The 19,304-nt window shown below is 68.3% G+C and carries 17 protein-coding genes; 7 read left to right on the top strand and 10 right to left on the bottom strand.

Annotated elements, in window-relative coordinates; genetic code table 11:
- Positions 1–133: 133 nt before the first annotated feature.
- Positions 134–382, top strand: a complete 249-nt coding sequence (locus tag AC1DR7_RS01745; protein WP_457320715.1) for a hypothetical protein — start codon at positions 134–136, stop codon at positions 380–382.
- Positions 375–782, top strand: coding sequence for an RNA-binding S4 domain-containing protein (locus AC1DR7_RS01740; RefSeq protein WP_256776441.1), 408 nt, complete (start codon positions 375–377; stop codon positions 780–782). Before AC1DR7_RS01745 ends, AC1DR7_RS01740 begins: the two co-directional genes overlap by 8 nt.
- A gap of 104 nt (positions 783–886) precedes the next feature.
- Here AC1DR7_RS01740 and katG read toward each other — a convergent pair whose 3' ends face one another.
- From katG to AC1DR7_RS01715, 5 genes are all read right to left on the bottom strand, one after another.
- Complete coding sequence (gene katG / locus AC1DR7_RS01735; RefSeq protein ID WP_478051556.1) at positions 887–3,112, bottom strand: catalase/peroxidase HPI; 2,226 nt, start codon at positions 3,110–3,112, stop codon at positions 887–889.
- 225 nt (positions 3,113–3,337) lie between these two features.
- A complete protein-coding gene (locus AC1DR7_RS01730) occupies positions 3,338–3,997 on the bottom strand; it encodes a DUF937 domain-containing protein (protein WP_457319775.1) in 660 nt (219 codons plus the stop codon).
- A 66-nt stretch (positions 3,998–4,063) separates the two neighbouring features.
- A complete protein-coding gene (locus AC1DR7_RS01725; RefSeq protein ID WP_478051555.1) occupies positions 4,064–6,049 on the bottom strand; it encodes an acyltransferase family protein in 1,986 nt (661 codons plus the stop codon).
- Positions 6,050–6,269: 220 nt separating this feature from the next.
- Entirely contained in the window at positions 6,270–8,840 is a 2,571-nt protein-coding gene (mutS, locus tag AC1DR7_RS01720) for a DNA mismatch repair protein MutS (RefSeq protein ID WP_478051559.1), read from the bottom strand.
- Between the two features lie 126 nt (positions 8,841–8,966).
- Positions 8,967–9,392 carry a barstar family protein gene (locus AC1DR7_RS01715; protein ID WP_457319788.1) on the bottom strand — a complete coding sequence of 142 codons (426 nt, stop codon included), beginning with the start codon at positions 9,390–9,392 and terminating at the stop codon, positions 8,967–8,969.
- A gap of 146 nt (positions 9,393–9,538) precedes the next feature.
- Here AC1DR7_RS01715 and AC1DR7_RS01710 point away from each other — a divergent pair, with 146 nt between their 5' ends.
- From AC1DR7_RS01710 to AC1DR7_RS01695, 4 genes are all read left to right on the top strand, one after another.
- Positions 9,539–10,195, top strand: coding sequence for an alpha/beta fold hydrolase (locus AC1DR7_RS01710; protein ID WP_478051374.1), 657 nt, complete (start codon positions 9,539–9,541; stop codon positions 10,193–10,195).
- Positions 10,192–10,464 (top strand): alpha/beta fold hydrolase, encoded by a 273-nt coding sequence (locus AC1DR7_RS01705; protein ID WP_457319784.1) that lies wholly within the window; start codon positions 10,192–10,194, stop codon positions 10,462–10,464. The genes AC1DR7_RS01710 and AC1DR7_RS01705 overlap by 4 nt, the downstream gene beginning before the upstream one ends.
- A 176-nt stretch (positions 10,465–10,640) precedes the next feature.
- The gene (locus AC1DR7_RS01700; RefSeq protein WP_457319792.1) at positions 10,641–10,976 is read left to right on the top strand and encodes a glycine zipper 2TM domain-containing protein; all 336 of its coding nucleotides are present in this window, start codon (positions 10,641–10,643) and stop codon (positions 10,974–10,976) included.
- A 125-nt stretch (positions 10,977–11,101) separates the two neighbouring features.
- Positions 11,102–12,478, top strand: a complete 1,377-nt coding sequence (locus AC1DR7_RS01695; RefSeq protein WP_457319782.1) for a hypothetical protein — start codon at positions 11,102–11,104, stop codon at positions 12,476–12,478.
- Positions 12,479–12,482: 4 nt separating this feature from the next.
- On the opposite strand, the gene AC1DR7_RS01690 is transcribed toward AC1DR7_RS01695, so the two are convergent.
- The 5 genes from AC1DR7_RS01690 to fabR all read right to left on the bottom strand — a co-directional run bounded on the left by AC1DR7_RS01690 (position 12,483) and on the right by fabR (position 18,134).
- Positions 12,483–13,598, bottom strand: coding sequence for an ABC transporter permease (locus AC1DR7_RS01690; protein WP_478051373.1), 1,116 nt, complete (start codon positions 13,596–13,598; stop codon positions 12,483–12,485).
- Positions 13,595–14,776, bottom strand: coding sequence for an ABC transporter permease (locus AC1DR7_RS01685; RefSeq protein WP_457319790.1), 1,182 nt, complete (start codon positions 14,774–14,776; stop codon positions 13,595–13,597). The genes AC1DR7_RS01690 and AC1DR7_RS01685 overlap by 4 nt, the downstream gene beginning before the upstream one ends.
- The gene (locus AC1DR7_RS01680) at positions 14,773–15,789 is read right to left on the bottom strand and encodes an HlyD family secretion protein (RefSeq protein ID WP_478051372.1); all 1,017 of its coding nucleotides are present in this window, start codon (positions 15,787–15,789) and stop codon (positions 14,773–14,775) included. The genes AC1DR7_RS01685 and AC1DR7_RS01680 overlap by 4 nt, the downstream gene beginning before the upstream one ends.
- Positions 15,782–17,110 carry a TolC family protein gene (locus AC1DR7_RS01675; RefSeq protein ID WP_457318880.1) on the bottom strand — a complete coding sequence of 443 codons (1,329 nt, stop codon included), beginning with the start codon at positions 17,108–17,110 and terminating at the stop codon, positions 15,782–15,784. The genes AC1DR7_RS01680 and AC1DR7_RS01675 overlap by 8 nt, the downstream gene beginning before the upstream one ends.
- Positions 17,111–17,468: 358 nt before the next feature.
- The gene (fabR, locus tag AC1DR7_RS01670) at positions 17,469–18,134 is read right to left on the bottom strand and encodes an HTH-type transcriptional repressor FabR (protein WP_038692404.1); all 666 of its coding nucleotides are present in this window, start codon (positions 18,132–18,134) and stop codon (positions 17,469–17,471) included.
- A gap of 92 nt (positions 18,135–18,226) precedes the next feature.
- Here fabR and AC1DR7_RS01665 point away from each other — a divergent pair, with 92 nt between their 5' ends.
- Positions 18,227–19,303: a ferredoxin reductase gene (locus AC1DR7_RS01665; protein ID WP_457318879.1), complete on the top strand. Its 1,077-nt coding sequence runs from the start codon at positions 18,227–18,229 to the stop codon at positions 19,301–19,303.
- Position 19,304: the final 1 nt, after the last annotated feature.

Raw genomic sequence — 19,304 nt, 5'->3', positions numbered from 1 at the left:
ACACTAGCACCAAGCCCGTCAGTGGGATATCGCGATGCGCACCGTAATGTCGGCGGCTGGCCGGCTCCAGGCAATGCGAACCAACCGGATGCTCCCCACTGGCCGGTGTCCCCTGCATCGGGCTGACCCGTTCATGCCCGCGCTGATGGCGCTCTTGATTGCCGTTGCGTTGGCCGCATGTTCGAGTACACAGCGCCTGGGCGATGCCCAGGTGCGGCCGATGGACCGACCGGAATGCCAGGTGGGCAGCCAGCGCCGCGATCTGGATGCCGGCGTGCCGGTACTGATCGGTGGCACTGGATGCCGGGGCAACCCGGACGCGCCCCAATCCCTGAACAAACGACCGGCCAACGCCGTGGAGCTGGGCAAGCAGCATGACTGAAGCAGAATCGTTGGGCGCCAGCGTGCGGCTGGATGTGTGGCTGTGGGCCGCGCGCTTCTTCCGGACCCGCAGCCTGGCCAAGCAGGCGGTGGAAACCGGTAAGGTCGATGTGGCGGGGCAGCGCCCGAAGTCGTCGCGCGCTGTGAGGGTAGGCGAGCAGCTGCAGATCAGCCGCGGCGATGAAACTTTCGACGTACAAGTGCGTGGTCTGAGCGAAATGCGCGGGCCGGCGCCGGTGGCGCAGCAGCTGTATGCGGAAAGCGAGGCGTCGCGTGCGCGGCGTGCCGAACTGCGTGCGCAGCGCGCGGCGGCGAAGAATGGTTACCAGCCGCCGGAGCATCGACCGGACAAGCGTGCGCGGCGGTTGATCCGGGCCCTGGGCGACATCGACGCGATCTGAGCCTGCGCGTACGTTCGCGTGCGCGCAGGCATTGAAGCGGTGCTGACACAGCGGTTGGCACCTGTCCTTGCGGGGGAGCCGGCTGGTGGCCGGTTCCCCCTGTCTCACGCGTGCAGATCGTAGCGGTCAAGTTCCATCACCCGCGTCCAGGCGGCGACGAAATCCTGCACCAGCTTCTTCTCACCGTCCGCGCTGGCGTAGACCTCGGCGAGGGCGCGCAGCACCGAATTCGATCCGAATACCAGGTCGGCGCGACTCCCGGTCCAGCGCGTGTCTCCGCTGCTCACGTAGCCATCGCCGTCGGGTTTCCACTGCGTGCGCATGTCCAGCAGGTTGACGAAGAAATCGTTGCTCAACGTGCCGGGGCGATCGGTCAGCACACCCTGGGTATTTCCGTCGACATTGGCTCCCAACACGCGCAGGCCGCCGACCAGTGCGGTCAGCTCCGGCGCGCTCAGGGTGAGCAGTTGCGCCTTGTCGATCAGCAGTACTTCGGCGGGCACGCTGTAGCGGCCCTTGAGATAATTGCGGAAGCCATCGGCGTAGGGTTCCAGTACCGCGAACGATTCGACGTCGGTCTGTGCCTGGCTGGCATCGGTGCGGCCGGGGGTGAACGGTACGCTGATGTCGTGGCCACCGGCCTTGGCGGCCTGCTCGACGCCGACGCCTCCGGCCAGCACGATCAGGTCGGCCAGCGATACCTGCTTGCCGCCGCCGCCATTGAAGCCGGTCTGGATCTTTTCCAGCGCGGCCAGCACCTTGGACAGCTGCTGCGGCTGGTTCACGGCCCAATCCTTCTGCGGGGCAAGACGGATGCGTGCACCGTTGGCACCGCCGCGCTTGTCCGAGCCGCGGAACGTCGACGCCGAGGCCCAGGCAGTGGACACCAGTTCGGCCACGCTCAGTCCGGCAGCGGCGATCTGCTGCTTGAGCGCGGTGATGTCGCGGGCGTCGATCAACGCATGGGTCGTTGCGGGCACCGGGTCCTGCCAGATGAATTCCTCGGCCGGGATCTCCGGGCCCAGATAGCGGGCACGCGGACCCATGTCGCGGTGGGTCAACTTGAACCATGCACGCGCGAATGCATCGGCAAAGGCCTGCGGGTCCTCAAGGAAGCGGCGCGAGATCTTTTCGTAGGCCGGGTCCACGCGCAACGCCAGGTCGGTGGTGAGCATGCTCGGGCGATGCTTCTTCGACGGGTCGTGCGCGTCGGGGATGACGGCCTCGCTGTCCTTGGCCACCCACTGGTGCGCACCGGCCGGGCTCTTGGTCAGCTCCCACTCGTGCTTGAACAGCAGCTCGAAGAAGTCGTGGCTCCACTGTGCCGGGGTGCGCGTCCAGGTCACTTCCAGGCCGCTGGTGATGGTGTCCCCGCCCTTGCCGCTGCCGAATGTGTTGGACCAGCCAAGGCCCTGGCTTTCCAGCCCCGCTGCTTCCGGTTCCGCCCCGACGTTGTCGGCCGGGCCGGCACCGTGGGTCTTGCCGAAGCTGTGACCACCGGCGATCAGGGCGACGGTTTCCTCATCGTCCATGGCCATGCGGCCGAAGGTATCGCGGATGTCGAAGGCGGCCTTGAGCGGATCGGGGTTGCCGTCCGGGCCTTCGGGGTTCACGTAGATCAGGCCCATCTGCACTGCGGCGAGCGGATTCTCCAGATCGCGCGAGTGGATGTCGCCATCAGCGTCGTCATCGGAGACCAGCACACCGTGGTCTTCCTGCACGCCCTCGGAGCCATGCGCATAGCGCACATCGCCGCCGAGCCAGGTGGTCTCGCGGCCCCAGTACACATCCTGGTCCGGCTCCCAGGTATCGGGGCGACCACCGGCAAAGCCCAAGGTCTTGAAGCCCATCGATTCGAGTGCGACGTTGCCGGTGAGGATCAGCAGGTCGGCCCAGGAGATGGCCTGGCCGTACTTCTGCTTGATCGGCCACAGCAGCCGGCGTGCCTTGTCCAGGCTGACATTGTCCGGCCAGCTGTTGAGCGGGGCGAAACGCTGCTGGCCGCGACCGCCGCCGCCGCGTCCATCGCCGATGCGGTAGGTGCCGGCGCTGTGCCAGGCCATGCGGACGAACAGGCCGCCGTAGTGACCGAAGTCGGCCGGCCACCAGTCCTGCGAATCGGTCATCAGCGCCTTGAGGTCGGCCTTCAGCGCGGTGTAGTCGAGCTGCTTGAACGCCTTGGCGTAATTGAAGCCGTCACCCAGCGGATTGGAGCGGTTGGAATGCTGGTTGAGCAGGTCCACGCGCAACTGGTTGGGCCACCAGTCGCGGTTGGTGGTGGCGTCGCCGACCAGGGCGTGGTTGAAGGGGCATTTTGCTTCGCTTTTCATGGGCATCTACCTGTGTACCAGCGAATGGGGAATCATCTGCGCGCAGGCGCCTATGGCGATGTCGGCGGCCCAACCTTCCCTCAGGGAGTGCGGTGCCACCAAGCCCCGGCGTGAGGGCCGGGACGTGCCGTGAAGGCATGCGGGACACGTTAAGCATTGTTATTCCATCGGTAAATTCGAATGAATCAACCGATGTGATAGTTGCGGCCTATTTATGTGGCGGCCTCAACGCTTCCCGCCGAACAGACCGCCACCCAGCTTTACCAAATCGCCGATGCCGAGCTGGCCGTCGCCGTCCTGGTCGAGCACCGAGGTGAGCAGGCCACCGCTGCTGGCGGCCTGGGCTTCCTGGCCGAGGGCCTGGCTGAGCTGGCCGGGATTGCCGCCGCTGGCAAAGCGCTGGGCGAGGTAGGACATGACGATGGGCGCGAGGATGGCCAGCAGCTGGCTGGTCTTGCTGCTGTCCAGACCGGTGGCCTGGCTCAGGCCCTGCGCGGCGCGGTCGCTGTTGCCGCCGAACACATGGCCCAGGATGCCGGCGCCATTGGTGGCACTGCCACCCCCGCCGCCCCCGAGCACGCTGCCGAGCAGCCCGCCCAGGTCGAAGCCACCACCGCCGGCGGGCGCATGATCGCGTTGCAGGGCGCCCAGCAGGGCTTCAGCACCTTGGGGCTGCTGTGCGTTGCGGCCCATCGCTCCAAGCAGCAGGGGCAGGGCCGCGCCGACCGCGCCGCTGGCCTGGTGCTGGTCGATGCCAAGCTGCTGGGAGACCTGCTGCAGGCCTTGGCCCTGCTGCAGCTGCTGGAAGAGGGAAGCGGCGAGTGATTCGGTGTTCACGGCGGACTCCGGAGCAGGAAGGGGGACGCGCCGAGCATAGCGCTGCATTTACTACGGTAATGCGAAGGCCTCAGGCCGCCGGCCTGGCCTTGGCGCCCCGGCCGGCGGCGCAGGTCAGTGGGTACGGTCGGAGGGCGTCGACGTCACCGCGATCTGCTGCAGCGTGGCGACGAAGTCCGGCAGCAGCACGCGGTTGCCATGCCCGCTCAGGTGGTCTGAATCGAAGAACAGCGGATCCAGCCCGTCCATCGCCGAACATGTACTGTCCTTGCACAGCAGCGGCAGCGGATCCCACACATGCAGCGCAGGATGCGCCGAGGCGAGCGATGCGAGCAGCGCCATCTGCGGCGCGCGCAGCCGCTCTAGGTCCGCGCGGGGCATCGTCAGGCCGTCGGCGCAGGCCGGATTCATCCGGTTGAACGGATCCGAACATCGATACGCGGAGGCCTTGAAGATGGGCAATGGCGCGTCGATCACGATCTTCACCTGCAGCGCCTCCAGGCGCGCCAGCACCGCTTCGGCGTCCTGTCTGGCGGCGCGGTCGTCGTCCGCGTTGCGGGCGTGCAGGATGTCGTCCATGACCACGGCATGCCCACGGCGCCAATCGCGGCCGCGCAGTTCGGGCATGCGCAGCGAGGCGATCAGCACCACATCTCCGGGCCGGGCCTGCGCCTCGATCTGCGCCAGGACGCGTTCGCGTGCGTCACTACAGTCGCCCGGTGCAGTGCCAAGCAAGGTGACGATGCCGCAGCCACCGCGCTCCAGCACGTGCAACTCCATCTCCAACTGCCGCGCGGCGATGGACACCATGGTCCGGTAGGCGGCGGCATGCGAGTCGCCGGCGACGAACAGCTGCCGACCTGCGAGGGTGGGGCCATCGACCGGCGGCACCGGTTTCCAGGCGGGATGCAGGTAGGGCCGCCACTGGTAGCCGTCGCCGGTGGTGCTGAGCGAGATGTCGTCGGTGTGCTGCACGATCAGGTAGGCACCCGTGGCGGACAGGCCCATGGCGGCAATGCCCATTGCCAGTACCGTGCGCGTGCGAAGGCGTGTGCCCCGCCGGCGTGCCGGATTTTCGATCCAGTGATAGGAGGCGCTGGCGATGGCCACCAGTACGACCGGGTAGGCCCACAACGCGATGCCCTGCATGCCGTAGGTCCAGCGCAGCAGCACCAGCAACGGCCAGTGCCAGAGATAGAGCGAGTAGGACAACACGCCGATGTAGACCAGCGGCCGCCATTGCAGCCCGCTCAGAACCGATGACCGTGCGCGGTCGGTGTCGTCGGCGGCGGCGGCGGCCAGCAGCATCAGCGTGCCAGCCACGGTGATCAGCGCGCCCGGGAAGGGAAACGAGAACCGGGACGCGAACCCGAAGCCCAGCGCCACCATCAGCAGGCCTGGCAGCGCCCACAGCCGCCAGCGCGCAGGTGCGCCGTGGGTCATCACGCGCTGGTACAACAATGCGCCTGCGGCCAGCTCCCACAACCGTGCCGGCAGCAGGTAAAACGCCGATGCTGGCGCGGTGGTCGCCTGCACGGCGGCGATCGCCAGCGACGCCGCGGCCAATACCGGCAACAGCCAGCGCGCGGCCGCGTGGGTCCGGCGGTGCTGCAGCCAGACGAAGTACACGAACGGAAACAGCAGGTAGAACTGTTCTTCCACCCCGAGCGTCCAGGTGTGCAGGAAGGGGTTGAGGTCGGCGCCCGGCGAGAAGTAGCCATCCTGCTGCCAGGCCAGCACCAGGTTGCTGACCCCCAACAATGCGCCCAGTCCGGTCTGGTCGAACTGCTCGTTGCGCCAGGCACGTGGCATCAGCAGGGCCGACAGCAGGAAAGTGACCAGCAGCATCAGCAGCAGCGCGGGCAGCAGCCGCAGCAGCCGCCGCCGGTAGAAATCGAGCAGGAAGCGGCCAAGGGTGGGGGTGGGCCGCGCTGCCAGGGACTGGCTGATCACGAATCCGGACACAACGAAAAACAGGTCCACGCCACTGAACCCGCCGGGCAGGAGCGCCTTGTTGGCGTGGAAAACGATGACGGCAACCACCGCCAGGGCACGCATGCCATCGATGGCGCCGAAGTGACGCGTTGGGAGCAGGGACATGACGGGGACCGTTACGGGGACGGGCCAGCATCAAGAGGGTGTTGTGCACCGGCAAGGGGCAATGGCGACACACCCTCCGAACTGGAACGTGCGTGGGGGCACGTGCGAGGTTCAGGTGCGCCTGCGGTTCAGCCAGGTTCGTCATACCGCCCATTCCAGCGTAGGCGCATGCCTACGCTGGATGACCCCGGCCACTGCCACGCGCGCTGGGCGCGCTGGATCAGATCAGTGCTTTCAGCCGGTACAGCGCTTCCAGGGCCTGCTTGGGGGTCAGCTCGTCCGGATCGATCGCGGCCAGCGCGTCCTGCGCGGCGGTGTTGGGTGCGTTGAACAGGCCGAACTGCTGCGGTGCATCCAGGGCCTGCGGGGCCACGGTGGCGGCCTGACTCTCGCCGCCGCGCTGCTCCAGTTCGGCCAGGCGACGCCGTGCCTGCGCGACGGTGGAGCGTGGCAGGCCGGCCAGGGCCGCCACCTGCAGGCCGAAGCTGCGGTTGGCCGGGCCGTCCTTGACCGCGTGCATGAACACCAGCGCTTCGCTGCCGTTCTTGTCGGTGTGTTCCACCGCATCCAGGTGCACGTTGGCGATGCCACTGGGGCCGCCTTCGTGCTGCTCGTCGGCCAGCGCGGTCAGCTCGAAGTAGTGGGTGGCAAACAACGTGTAACAGCGATTCTGGTAGGCCAGGTGGCGCGCCACCGCATCGGCCAGGGCCAGGCCGTCGTAGGTGGAGGTGCCGCGGCCGATCTCGTCCATCAGCACCAGCGAGTGCGCGCTGGCGTGGTGCAGGATGTAGCTGGTCTCGGCCATCTCGACCATGAAGGTGGACTGCCCGCGCGCGAGGTCGTCGCCGGCGCCGATGCGGGTCAGGATGCGGTCGATCGAACCGATCACCGCGCGGCTGGCCGGCACGAAGCTGCCGATGTGGGCCAGCAGCACGATCAGCGCGTTCTGGCGCATGTAGGTCGATTTACCGCCCATGTTCGGGCCGGTGATGACCAGCATGCGGCGGTCCGGATGCAGGTCCAGGTCGTTGGGCTCGAACGGCTGCTCGCGCACCGCCTCGACCACCGGGTGGCGGCCGCGTTCGATGCGCAGGCACGGCGCTGTTTCCAGCTCCGGGCGGGCCCAGTCCAGCGCCTGTGCGCGTTCGGCGAAGCCGGCCAGCACGTCCAGTTCGCTGAGCGCGGCGGCGCACTGCTTGAGCGGCTCCAACTTGCCGGCCAGCGTATCCAACAGCTGTTCGTACAGCAGCTTCTCGCGCGACAGCGAACGCTCGCGCGCCGACAGCACCTTGTCCTCGAAGGATTTCAGTTCTTCGGTGATGTAGCGCTCGGCATTGGTCAGGGTCTGGCGGCGGGTGTAGTGCACCGGCGCCTTCTCACTTTGGCCCTTGCTGATTTCGATGTAGTAGCCGTGCACGCGGTTGTAGCCGACCTTCAACGTGGCAATGCCGCTGCTGATGCGTTCGCGCTGTTCCAGGTCGATCAGGAACTGATCGGCATGGGTGGACAGGCGGCGCAGTTCGTCCAGCTCGGCATCGAAGCCTTCGCCGATGACACCGCCGTCGCTGAGCTTCATCGGTGGGGTGGGGGCGATCGCGCTGGCCAGCAGGTGCGCGCATTCGTCATGCGAGCCCAGCGCGTCGTGCAGCGCGACCAGGCGCGGAGAGTCCAGCGGGGCGAGCACGCGACGTACTTCCGGCAGCAGGCCGAGGCCATCGCGCAGGGTCGAGAAATCGCGCGGACGTGCCGAGCGCAGCGCCACGCGGGTGAGGATGCGTTCCAGATCGCCGAGCGCACGGAACGCTTCGCGCACATCGCCATCGGCGCCGCGGTCGATCAGCGTGGCTACCGCATCGTGGCGATGCACCAGCACCTCGCGCAGGCGCAGCGGACGGTGCAGCCAACGCCGCAGCAGGCGACCGCCCATGGGGGTGACGGTGGTATCGAGCACGCCGAGCAGGGTGTTGCGGGTGTCGCCGTCGACGCGCGTGTCCAGTTCGAGATGGCGGCGCGTGGCGGCGTTCATCGCGATCGCTTCGCTCGCCGTTTCGGTGGCGATCGCGGTCAGGTGCGGCAGGCGCTGTTTCTGGGTTTCCTCGACATAGCCAAGCAGGGCGCCGGCCGCCGCGGTCGCGCGCGGCTTGTCGTCGATGCCGAAACCGGTGAGGTCGTGCAGCTTGAAGAAGGCCAGCAGCTGGCGGCGGCCGCTGTCGGGATCGAACAGCCACGGCGCGCGGCGACGGATGCCGCTGCGGTGCTTGAGGAACTCCGGCCAGTTTTCTTCGTCGGGTACCAGCAGTTCGGCCGGCTCCAGGCGCGCCAGTTCGGCTTCCAGCGCGTCTTCCGAATCTACTTCGTTGACCAAAAAGCGACCGCCGGCCAGGTCGGCCCAGGCCAGGCCGAAGCCGTGCTTGCCGCGCGACAGCGCCATCAGCAGGGTGTCACGACGCTCGTCCAGCAGTGCCTCATCGGTGACCGTGCCGGGGGTGACGATGCGCACCACCTTGCGTTCGACCAGGCCCTTGGCTAGCGCCGGGTCGCCGATCTGCTCGCAGATGGCCACCGATTCGCCCAGCGCCACTAGCCGCGCCAGGTAGCCTTCGTAGGCATGCACCGGCACGCCGGCCATCGGGATCGGCGCACCGCCGGAGCTGCCGCGCTGGGTCAGGGTGATGTCCAGCAGCCGCGCGGCCTTGCGTGCGTCGTCGTAGAACAGCTCGTAGAAGTCGCCCATCCGGAAGAACAGCAGCAGGTCCGGATACTCGGACTTTGCGGCGAAGAACTGCTTCATGAGCGGGGTGTGTTCGGGCTGCTTATCGGTCACGCGGGGTCCATCAACGTCGGGGGCAGGCCGGAAGGCCGCCGGATGGACCATTGTAGGGGAGGGGGCCGGGCGGGCGAAGGGTCGCTCCCGGGCTCAACGGGTCAGCAGCGTCACATTGGGATGTGCGGCGATGATCTGCATGACGATATCGAAATAGGTCTGGCCCTCGCCGCGTTCCAGCGCCTGCAGTTGTGCGCTGACATGGCCGGGGTTGAACGGTCCGGCCGGATCCAGTTTGGCCTGCAGCCACGTGCGCGTTGCCGCTACTCCAAGCGCCCGGCGACTGTGTGCGATGTCCTTCCAGTGCAACTGGACGGTCGTGTGACCGGCCAGCGCGCCATAGGCGCCGTAGAGCATGTCATCCAGCGCATCCAGGCTTGGCCCGAGTTGCCAGTCTTCGTCGGGCATGAAGACGCGGTTGATCTCGGCGTAGAAGCTGGCGATGCCGTCGATCGCGCCGCCTTCCAGCACCAGGCAGGGGGGGCGCAGCGGGGCGGCTGCGTGCGGGGTGCTGGGCATGCCGGGGCATCCTTGATCAGGTCCGGCATGACGGTAGCAGCGCGGCCGTCATTTTCGCGGTAGTGTCCGCCTGCAAGCCGTTCGTGCGTTGTCAGCGTGACCACCCGGGCCGCAGGGCCTCTCCGCACCACAACCGGATGCCCACCATGCTCAGGCACCTCATTGCCGTTGCCTTCGCGCTCGTCCTCAGCGCCCCGGCCTTCGCCCAGGTCAAACCCTTCCCCGCAGGATTCCGCACCCAGGAGGTAGCCGTCGGCGATGCCACGCTGCATGTCCGGGTCGGTGGCAAGGGGCCGGCCGTGGTGCTGCTGCACGGGTTTGGCGATACCGGTGACATGTGGGCGCCGCTGGCCGCCGCGCTCGCCGCCCGGCATACGGTGGTGGTGCCGGACCTGCGCGGGATGGGGCTGTCCTCGCACCCGGCCGGCGGGTACGACAAGCGCACCCAGGCCGGCGACGTACGCGCGGTATTGGCCTCGCTCGGGATCGAGCAGGCCACGGTGGTGGGGCACGACATCGGCACCATGGTGGCCTTCGCGTATGCGGCGCGCTATCCGCAGTTGACCCGTGCGCTGGTGGTAATGGATGCGCCGGTGCCCGGCATTCCGCCGTGGGACGACATCGTCCGTAACCCGTTGCTATGGCACTTTGATTTCGGCGGTGCGGACATGGAGCGTCTGGTCGCCGGTCGCGAGCGGATCTATCTGGACCGCTTCTGGAACGAGTTCGCCGGCGACCCGAGCCGCATGGACGAGCCGTCGCGCGCGCACTACGCCACGCTGTACGCACGTCCGGCGCGATGAAGTCCGCCTTCGCCCAGTTCCATGCGTTCCGCCAGGATGGCCAGGACAACGCGCGCGTGGTTGCCGACCGGTTGACGATGCCGGTACTGGCCATCGGCGGGGAAAAATCCTTCGGCGCCAACGAGGCGGTGGTGATGCGCAACGCAGCGGTGGATGTCACCGGGGTGGTCATCCCCGGGGCAGGGCATTGGCTGATGGAAGAGGCGCCGGCGGCGACCATCGCGGCGGTGACCGGATTCATCGATGCGCCGCGCGCGATGCCGAAGTAGAGAGGAGGAGGCCTGGCGCGCGCGGCGTCGCTGGGTGGCTGCTGCCTGAACGCAGAGCGGCACGTTGACGCGCCGTGGACATGATTTCACCACCCATTGCAGCCTTGGGGCGGACACTCACCCCATGTCCTGCGAGTAAGGAGAAGACCGTGAAGAATATCCAACGTGTGTTGTGCATGGGCGCGCTTGTCGCCGCATCGTTCGGCGCTGCCGCCCAGAACTACGGTCCGAAGGACGAAGGCCGCCGTTTCAATGACGGCAGCAAGGTGGTCTGCAAGAACGTGGAAGTGCAGCGCAACAGCCGCGATCCGAACCGTATTGCCGGTACCGCTACCGGTGCGGTGGTAGGTGGCCTGCTGGGCAACCAGGTCGGCGGTGGCAACGGCAAGAAGCTGGCCACGGTGGCCGGTGCGGTCGCTGGTGGCGCTGCGGGCCGCAACATCCAGGGCCGCAGCCAGCAGAACAACGGCGACCGCGTGGTCGAACGCCGCTGCGAGCGCCAGTACCGCTGACCCCCGCGCGGTACGTGGACGCGGTTCAACAGCGCCGGCCTTGAGGCCGGCGTTGTCGTATGCGGGCCCCTTGGTTGGTGTCCGGGCAGCCGTATACTCCGGCGACACCCAAGGATGACCGGACTGTGAGCGAAGCGCTTGAACCCGGCAGCACCCCCGACGCCTCTGCCGAGGTGTCCGATCACGCCGGCCGCTTCGCCCGGTTGCGCGAACGCACCGACGAACTCGAACTCTTCATTTCCGGCCTTCTGGCGTTCGCACTGCTGGCCGTTCCGGGGCGTATCTTCGATGCGTGGGCCGGCAGCACCGTGCACACCGAGGGCGTCTACGCTTATGCGCTGTGGTTCGGCTTCAGCACCAGCGTGGGGTTGTGCTACGTGGTGGCCCTCGCGCTGATCGCGCACCTGGCGATCCGTGGCTACTGGGTCGGATTGATCGGCTTGAAGATCCATTTCCCTGACGGCATCCGCTGGGATCGGATTCCGCTGATGGGGCCGGTATCGCGGGCGTTCTACCGCTCGCGCGTGGTGAGCCTGGAGCAGGTGATCGCCAGCGCCGACCGCGCTGCATCGACGCTGTTCTCGGCCACGTTGCTGTTCGCGCTGACCATGACCCTGATCGGCGTGGGCTCGGTGCTGCTGCTGAGCGTGGCTGGTTTGGTCGGGGCGCTGCTGGGCGACACCGACCGCATCGCGCTGATCATGGTGGCGGTGGTCTTCGCAGCGCTGCTGCTGGTGAGCACCGTGCCGCTGGTGATGGAAAAGCAGGTTGCCCGACGGCAGGCACAAGGGAAGCCCAGCGCGGGGCTGGAGCGGGCCGTCCATCGGGTACTCGGCGTCAGCCAGTGGCTCATACCGATGCGACTGCTGCTGCCGGTACAGCTCACCCTGCAGAGCAATCTGTATGCCCGCAATTTCATGGTGGCCTACTTCGTCGCGATCATGGCGGCGATGACCATCGGCGGCGTGCAGACGATCAGTTCGGCCACGTTTTCATTGTTCAACCGCTACGAGGTGATGACCAGCGAAGCGGTGGAAAACGGGATGCTGAGCGCCCACTACGAAGCGCTGCGGGTGGATCATGACCGGTTGCGGCGCTACCCGATGATCCCCAGCGATGTGGTCCAGGGTGCGATGCTGCGGCTGTTCATTCCGCATCAGCCGCAGCGCGACAACCCGCAGGCGCGGCAGCGCTGCACCGCACTGCCGGGAGGCGAGAACGCGCGGGTCGGGCAGGACGCCGCGCGAGCGGCGGTCCAGTGTCTGGCGCTGTTGTGGACGGTCACGCTGGATGGCAAGCCGGTGGCGCTGGACGGTTTCGTGCCGATGGAACGGCGCGACCTGGAGATGCGCGGGCTGGTGGGCTACCTGCCGCTGTCGGCGCTGCCACCGGGCCGCCACGATCTGCTGCTGGTCTGGAATGCCGACAGCGATGCGAAAGGTGCCGGACGCCGGCGCGAGTACCGCATTCCGTTCTGGTACGCGCCGGATCCGTCGCGCTGAGCGGTCAGTGCGTGCGGCTGCGGTCGCCCAGGCGCCACACCGCCAGCCCACCGTAGAGCACGAGCAGCGCGGCCAGCGTCCACAGCTCGTGGCTGACCTCGCCCAGGCGGGCATCCATCTGGTTCAGGCGCACCATCAGGTTGATGCCGGCGGTGGTGGGCAGCAGGTGGGCCAAAGCGACCAGCGCTGGCGGCGAGGTGACCGCCGGCCAGGACAGATTGGCCAGGAAGAACAGCGGGATCGAGCAGGCGATCACCACCTGGAAGGCGCGTTCGCGGGTGGCGAAGAAGCTGCCGACGAACAGGCCGAACGCCACCGTGGCGGCAATGAACAATGTACCGCCGAGCAGTTGCCCGAGCGGGTTCCCGCCGCGCGGATAGTCCTGCACCCACGCGGTGAGGCCGGCGTAGTAGAGCAGGCCCAGCAGGCCGATGATGCCGAAGCCAAGCGCCATGCCGGCCAGGGTGGGCAGGTCGAAGCGCAGGCGTCGGTCGAGTGCCAGGCGCCGCGTCCCCAGCAGCACGCCAATGCCCATCAACAGCGTCTGGTGCACGATCAGTTCGGCCACACCGGGCACGATGGCGCTGCCGTAGCCTTCCAGCGTGTTGAACAGCGGCCGCTGCACCAGGGTGATCGGCGGTGGCTGCGGGGCGCCCATGAAGGCGGCCTGCGAAACCGCTGTTTCGCGCGCGAACGCGGTCAGTGCATCGGCCACGCCGCCCAATACCCAGCTGGCGCGGCCGAGGTAGGCACCGTTGCCCATCAACACCAGGTGGCCGGCGCCGCCGCGCAGGATGTCGCGCTCCAGTTGGGCGGGAATCAGCAGGATGCCTTCGGCCTCGCCGCGCTCGAGCGCGTGGCGGGCCTGGTCGAGGGTGGCGGGTTGGGCAACGATGCGCACGGTGCGCAACGCGTCCACGCGGCGCAGCAGTTCGCGGCTGGTGGCACTCTGGTCGTGGTCCACCACCACGATGGGCAGGTTGCTGGCAACCTGGTGGCGGTACGCGGCCGGGTAGAAGAACGAGTACAGCACCACCGCGCCAATCATGAGCACGACCGCATAGCGGTCGGTCAGCACCGCGCGCAGGGTCTGGCGCAGGCTGCTAGTGAAGCGGCTCATGCGGCCGCTCCGTTGGAGGCCACGGGCGTGGGCAGGGCGCGGGCTGCGACGATCAGGCGCCAGCCGCCGATGCCGCCGGCCACCAGCACCATCAGCAGCAGCGTCGCCAACGGCCATAGCGAGACCGACCACGGCGCGCCGACAAACTGCTGCTGGGTCTGCAGCTTGACGTAGGCGGTGAGCGGCAGCAGCAGGTTCCAGACACGGGTGAACAGCGGCGCATCCACCACGGGGAAGGTGGCCCCGGAGAATGCCAGCGCGGTGCCGATGCTCAAGCCGATGGCCGACAGCGCGGTGCCCATGTCACGGGTGAGTCCCACAAACAGCAGCGCCACCGCCGCGCATGCGAGGTAGAGCAGCGGCTGGCCCAGCATCAGCAACAGCAGGCTGCCGGCGATGCCGTCGCCGCGCAGCAGCGCCAGGTACAACACGCCGAGCGCGCCATAGGCCGAGAACAGTGCGACATAGGGGCAGATCTTGCCGGCGATGGCCGCCCAGGGGGCGCTGCCCAGCCACGCACGCAGCTGGCCGTCGCGCACCTCGCGGCCCAGGCTGGCGGCCACCGCCAGCGCCAGGCCCAGCGACAACACCGCCGGAAACAACAGCGGCAGCAGGAACAGTTCGTAGCTGCGCGCCGGGTTGTGCAGGATGTCCGACTGCACCGCGATGGGCGGCGCGCGCAGTTTGGCCGGGCCGACCTGTTTGCCGATGCCGCCGGTCAGGAGGCGCGCGTTCCACGCACCGACCGCTTCCACGATATCGCGCACCGCCGACTGCCCGGTGGTGAGGTAGGTGGCGTTGTAGTAGGCGAACACGGTGCCCTGGCTGCCACGCAGCGCCTGGCGGGTGGCATCGCGGGGGACCAGCACCACGGCAAAGACCTCCAGCCGCCGCAGTTCGGCCTGCGCATCGGCCAGACTGGCCGGTTGGCTGGCCACGGCGATGCCCGGACTGGCATCCAGCATGCGGGCGAGCAGACGGCTCTCGGCACTGTGGTCGAGGTCGACAATGGCAATGGGAATGTCGCGCATCACCGATGCGGCGAACAACCAGGCCATCACCGCCAGCATCAGCAGCGGCAACAGCGTCACCAGCAGCAGGTCGGCGCGGTCGCTGCGCAGGTGCTGCAGCTCGCGCTGGAAGGCGGCGCCGAAGCCCGCCCGCCGCAACCGGTTCATCCCTGCGGCCACGCGAACAGAACGCTCATGCCGGGGCGGAAGCCCTCCACGCGCGCCACCGGGCGCAGCCGGATCTCGAAGCTGCGCACGTCGTAGCCCGACGACTGCCGGGTAGCGCGCCAGGTAGCGTAATCGCCGGCCGGGTTGATGAAGTACACCTCGAACTCGACATCGCGATCCAGCGCGGGTACCTGCCCGCGCAGACGGTTGCCGATCTTCAGGCCGCGCATCTGCGATTCGCGCAGGTTCACCGATACCCACATGCGGTCGATGTCGACCAGGGTGAACACCGGGTAGCCCGCCGGGACCAGTTCGCCCACATCGGCCATGCGCTTGTTGATCTCGCCGGCCAGCGGCGCGCGGCCGTTGACCTCCTCACGCGCGGCGTCCACCTCGGCCACCGCGCCGCGTGCCTGGCGGACCTGGCCCTGTGCGGCACGCTTGTCCTGCTCGCGCGCGCCGGCCAGCGCCTGGTCGTACTGCGCACGGGCGGCATTGGACAGCTCGCGCGAACTGCGCGCCTGGGCCAGCGCTTCGTCGCGCTTCTGCCGGGTCATCACGCCTTCGTTGAACAGGTTCTGCACGCGCTGGTAGGTGGCATCGGCCAGCGTGGCACCGGCTTCAGCGCGTTTCCAGTTGGCCTGCGCCGCGCGGATGTCTTCGCTGCGCGCGCCGGCATCGGCCTTGTCGGCCACGGCGCTGGCCGCTTCCAGCGCGCCTTGCGCCTGTTCTTCCTTGGCGGCCACTTCCGGGCTGTCCAGCACGAACAGCACCTGGCCGACCTTGACCCGGTCGCCCTCGCGCACCTTCAGTTCGGCCAGGCGTGCGGTGATCTTGGCGGCCACGTTGACGGTGTCGGCATCGGCCATGCCCTGCAGCTGTTCGGCCGGGCTGCGCCAGGCCAGCCACAGGCCGACCACCACCACGATCGCCAGCACCAGCGCGAGGGCAATACCGAGTTTGCGCTTGTTCGGCGGCGGCGCATCGGCAGGCGCCTGCAATGTGTCATTCATGCGCGATCACCTCGTCGGCCTGGCGGCGGAATTCGTCATAACGGTCCATCTGTCCACTGATCTCCAGCAGTTGTGCCAGCGCCACGTCGTACTGGTAGGCCGCCTGTGCGCGTTCCACCTGCGCACCGCCCAGCCCCAGCCGCGCGTCGATCACGTCCAGCGAGGTGGCCTGGCCTTCGCGGAAGGCCAGCTCCTGCAGGCGCAGGTTCTCGCGGTTCTGTTCGATGCTGCTGTCCAGCAGCAGGAACTGCTGGCGTGCGGTATCCAGTTCGTACCAGGCCTTGCGCACGCCCAGGGTGACCTGGTTTTCCGCTTCGCGCAGGCCGGCTTCGGCCTGCTCCTGCTGCGCGCGTGCGGCGCTGATCTGCGCCGGGCGCGAGCTGGGAGACAGGAAGGTGTACTTCACGCCGATGCCGAACGCCCAGTCCGGGTCGGTCAGCATTTCGTCGCGGCGCAGGAAGTCGTACTGGCCAAACAGGTACACGGTGGGCTTGAGCTTGGCCTGCTGCACGCGTACGCCTTGCTCGGCCTGCGCCACCAGTGCGCGCAGTCGCGCGATCTGCGGCTGCCGGGCCTGCGCATCGCGTTCGAAGGTGGGCAGCGCGCCGATCGGCGTGCGATGCACGAACAACGGCGACAGCGGGCGCACTTCGCCTCCGCTGCGCAGCAGGGTGGCCAGCGCGGCCTTCAGGGTCTGCAGGTCGTTGAGCGACTTCTGGTAGTCGCGCTCGGCCTTGTCGCGGGCCACGTTGGCCTGCAGGCGCTGGGCACGGGTGGCGAAGCCTTCGCGTTCCAGCTTCAGCGCATCGTCGAGGTGGCGCTGCAGCCCGTCGCGCACGTCACGGCGCACGTCCACGGCCTGCTCGGCCAGGCGCTGCCCGAAGTAGGCCTGGGCCAGCTGCACGCTCAACGACTGGCGCTGCGATTCGCGTTCGGCGCTGGCCTGCGCGGTGGCGCCGGCGGCGGCCTGCTGCGCGGCCGGGATCAAACCGCCGGTGTACAGCGGCAGCACCGCGGTGACGACCGGACGGGTGCGCCAGTCGCGCTCGGTGAACTGCAATGGCGAGTCGATGCCGAACGCCTCGGCCACCGGCGCCAGCGAGCCCAAGGGCAGGGTCAACGTCTTCTGGAACTGCAGGCGGCGCACTTCACCGGTGATCTCCGGCAGGCGCAGCAGACGGGTGGCATCCTGCAGGTCCTGCTTGTTACGCACCGAGGCATCGGCGGCGGCCAGTGCGTCGGACACCTGTTCCAGGCGCTGCTGCGACTGCTGCCAGTCCAGCGCGGGAACGGCCGCCTCGCCGATGGGCAACTGGGCCATGGCCGCGCCGCTGCACAGGAGCAGGGCCGTGCAGTGAAATCCTTTCTTTACGCGCGCAAGCGCCGTGTGCCGGCTCACGAATGGGCATTCCGTATGTAAAGCATTCGGTAAAGTATGGTGCGCGCCGCGTGAAGCCCGGGTCTTCACACCGGGCCTTGGCGGTGTCGGTGCGTCCGACGCCGGCGATGCCGTTTGTATGCGGTTTGACGTTCTCGATTGGGCGGCGCGGAAGGTGCCGAAATGCTGCGGCCACCAACGGYGGTCGCCTACCGGGGCATTCACGTTCGGGTCGGGGATTGGCCGTGGGTCGACCCACACCGGGTAGGTACCGACCGTGGGTCGGTACGCCCCTGGCCGCTCAACGGGTCGGCGGATTCCCGGCGATGGTGCGCGCGCCGGTGATGATCATGCGCAGCATCTGCGACAGCTGCTCGATCAGTTCGGCGTCCTTTTCCTGCGGCTGGTCCACGGCGGTGGCCCCCATGGCGAACACCAGCCGGGTGATCGCCTTGGACGCCAGCGCCGGTTCGTGCAGCACCGCGCCGCCATCGGCGGCGGCCAGCCGGATCAGGTCGACCCGCAGTTCGTCTTCGAAGTAGTTCAGTTCGCGGTCCACCGCCTGCTTGAACGCGTCCGAGCCGGCGCTGCCTTCGCGCAGCAGCACGTGCAGCAGCTTGTGGTCGGCGCGCAGCTGTTCGAAGAAGGTCTCCACCGACAGCCGGATCACGCTGCGCTCGGACGACGCCGCGCGCTGGCGCGCCTCGCCGATGATCGTGCGCAGCGAACGCCCGGACAGATCGATCAGCGCCACGGTCAGTTCGTCCATGTCGCGGAACTGGCGGTAGAACGAATTCGGGGCGATGCCCGCCTCGCGGGCCACTTCGCGCAGGCTCAGCGTAGAAACACTGCGGTGCGGGCCGATCAGGGCCAGCGCGGCGGCCAGCAGGTCGTCGCGCGAGATCGAGGCTTTGCGCGCCGGATGGGCATCGTCGGCAGCGGACAGGGGCAGGTCTGGGGAGGTCATCGGGGGCAGGGCGGTCAAGTCCCTGAATCATAGCCCGTCCGATCAATATACAAGTGTATACACGCATGTATGTGCGTGCGTATAGTGACCCCATGAGCGCCCAACCCCGCCCCCCGATCCGCCGCCGCAACCCGATCTCGCCCCGTCATTGGGTGTCCGAGGAACTGTTCGACTTCTGGGCCGGGCGTCTGCACCCGCTGTGGACCCTGCGCCGGGCGCGGGCGCGGCTGGTGGCGCGCGAGCAGGCCAGCGCGGATGCGGTCACCCTGGTGCTGCGCCCGAACCGGCATTTCCGTGGGATGCAGCCGGGTCAGCACGTCACCCTTGGGGTGGACATGGATGGGCGCCGGCTGTCGCGCAGCTACAGCCCTACGCGGCTGGCCGACGGCACGCTGGCGATCACCGTCAAAGCGATCGAGGGCGGCAAGGTCAGCCAGCACCTGGCCCATCACGCGGCGATCGGTGAGGCGTTCGAACTGGGCCAGGCCTTCGGCGAGATGACCGTGGATCCCATACAAGCCCAGCGCCTGCTGCTGTTGGCGGCCGGCAGCGGGATCACCCCGATGCGCGCGCTGCTGCGCCAGCTGGATGCCGCCGGTATGCCCGGCACAGTGGACCTGGTGTACTGGGCCCGCCGCCGCGAGGAACTGTGTTTTACCGACGAACTGGCGGCACTGGCCGCGCGCCATCCGAACCTGCGCGTGCACCTGGCACTGACCCGCGACCCGCACGCCGCGTCGCCGCGCGTGGATGCCTACGCGTTCGATGCGCTCGGCGACCTCCGTGCGGCCCAGGTGCTGGTGTGCGGCCCGGGTGGCTTCGTTGATGCCGCCCGCGCGCGCTTGCAGGGCACCGTGGCCGCGCTGCAGTTCGAAGCGTTCACCCCGCCGCTGCTGCCCGACGCGGAAACCGGCACGGTGCAGGTCGAACTGCGCCGCAGTGGCCGCACCCTGACCCTGCCGCGCGGCACCTCGCTGCTGCAGGCGCTGGAAGCCGAAGGTCTGCGCCCGGCCAGCGGCTGCCGCATGGGCATCTGCAACACCTGTGCGTGCGGCAAGGCCTCCGGCGTCACCCGCCACACGCTCACCGGCGAGTACGCCGATGAACCGGCCACGCAAGTGAAGCTGTGCGTCAACAGCGCCAGCACCGACCTGATCCTGGAGCTCTGAC

This window comes from Stenotrophomonas sp. P5_A9, from assembly GCF_056400525.1.
This window is presented reverse-complemented; position numbering and strand designations above follow the sequence as displayed.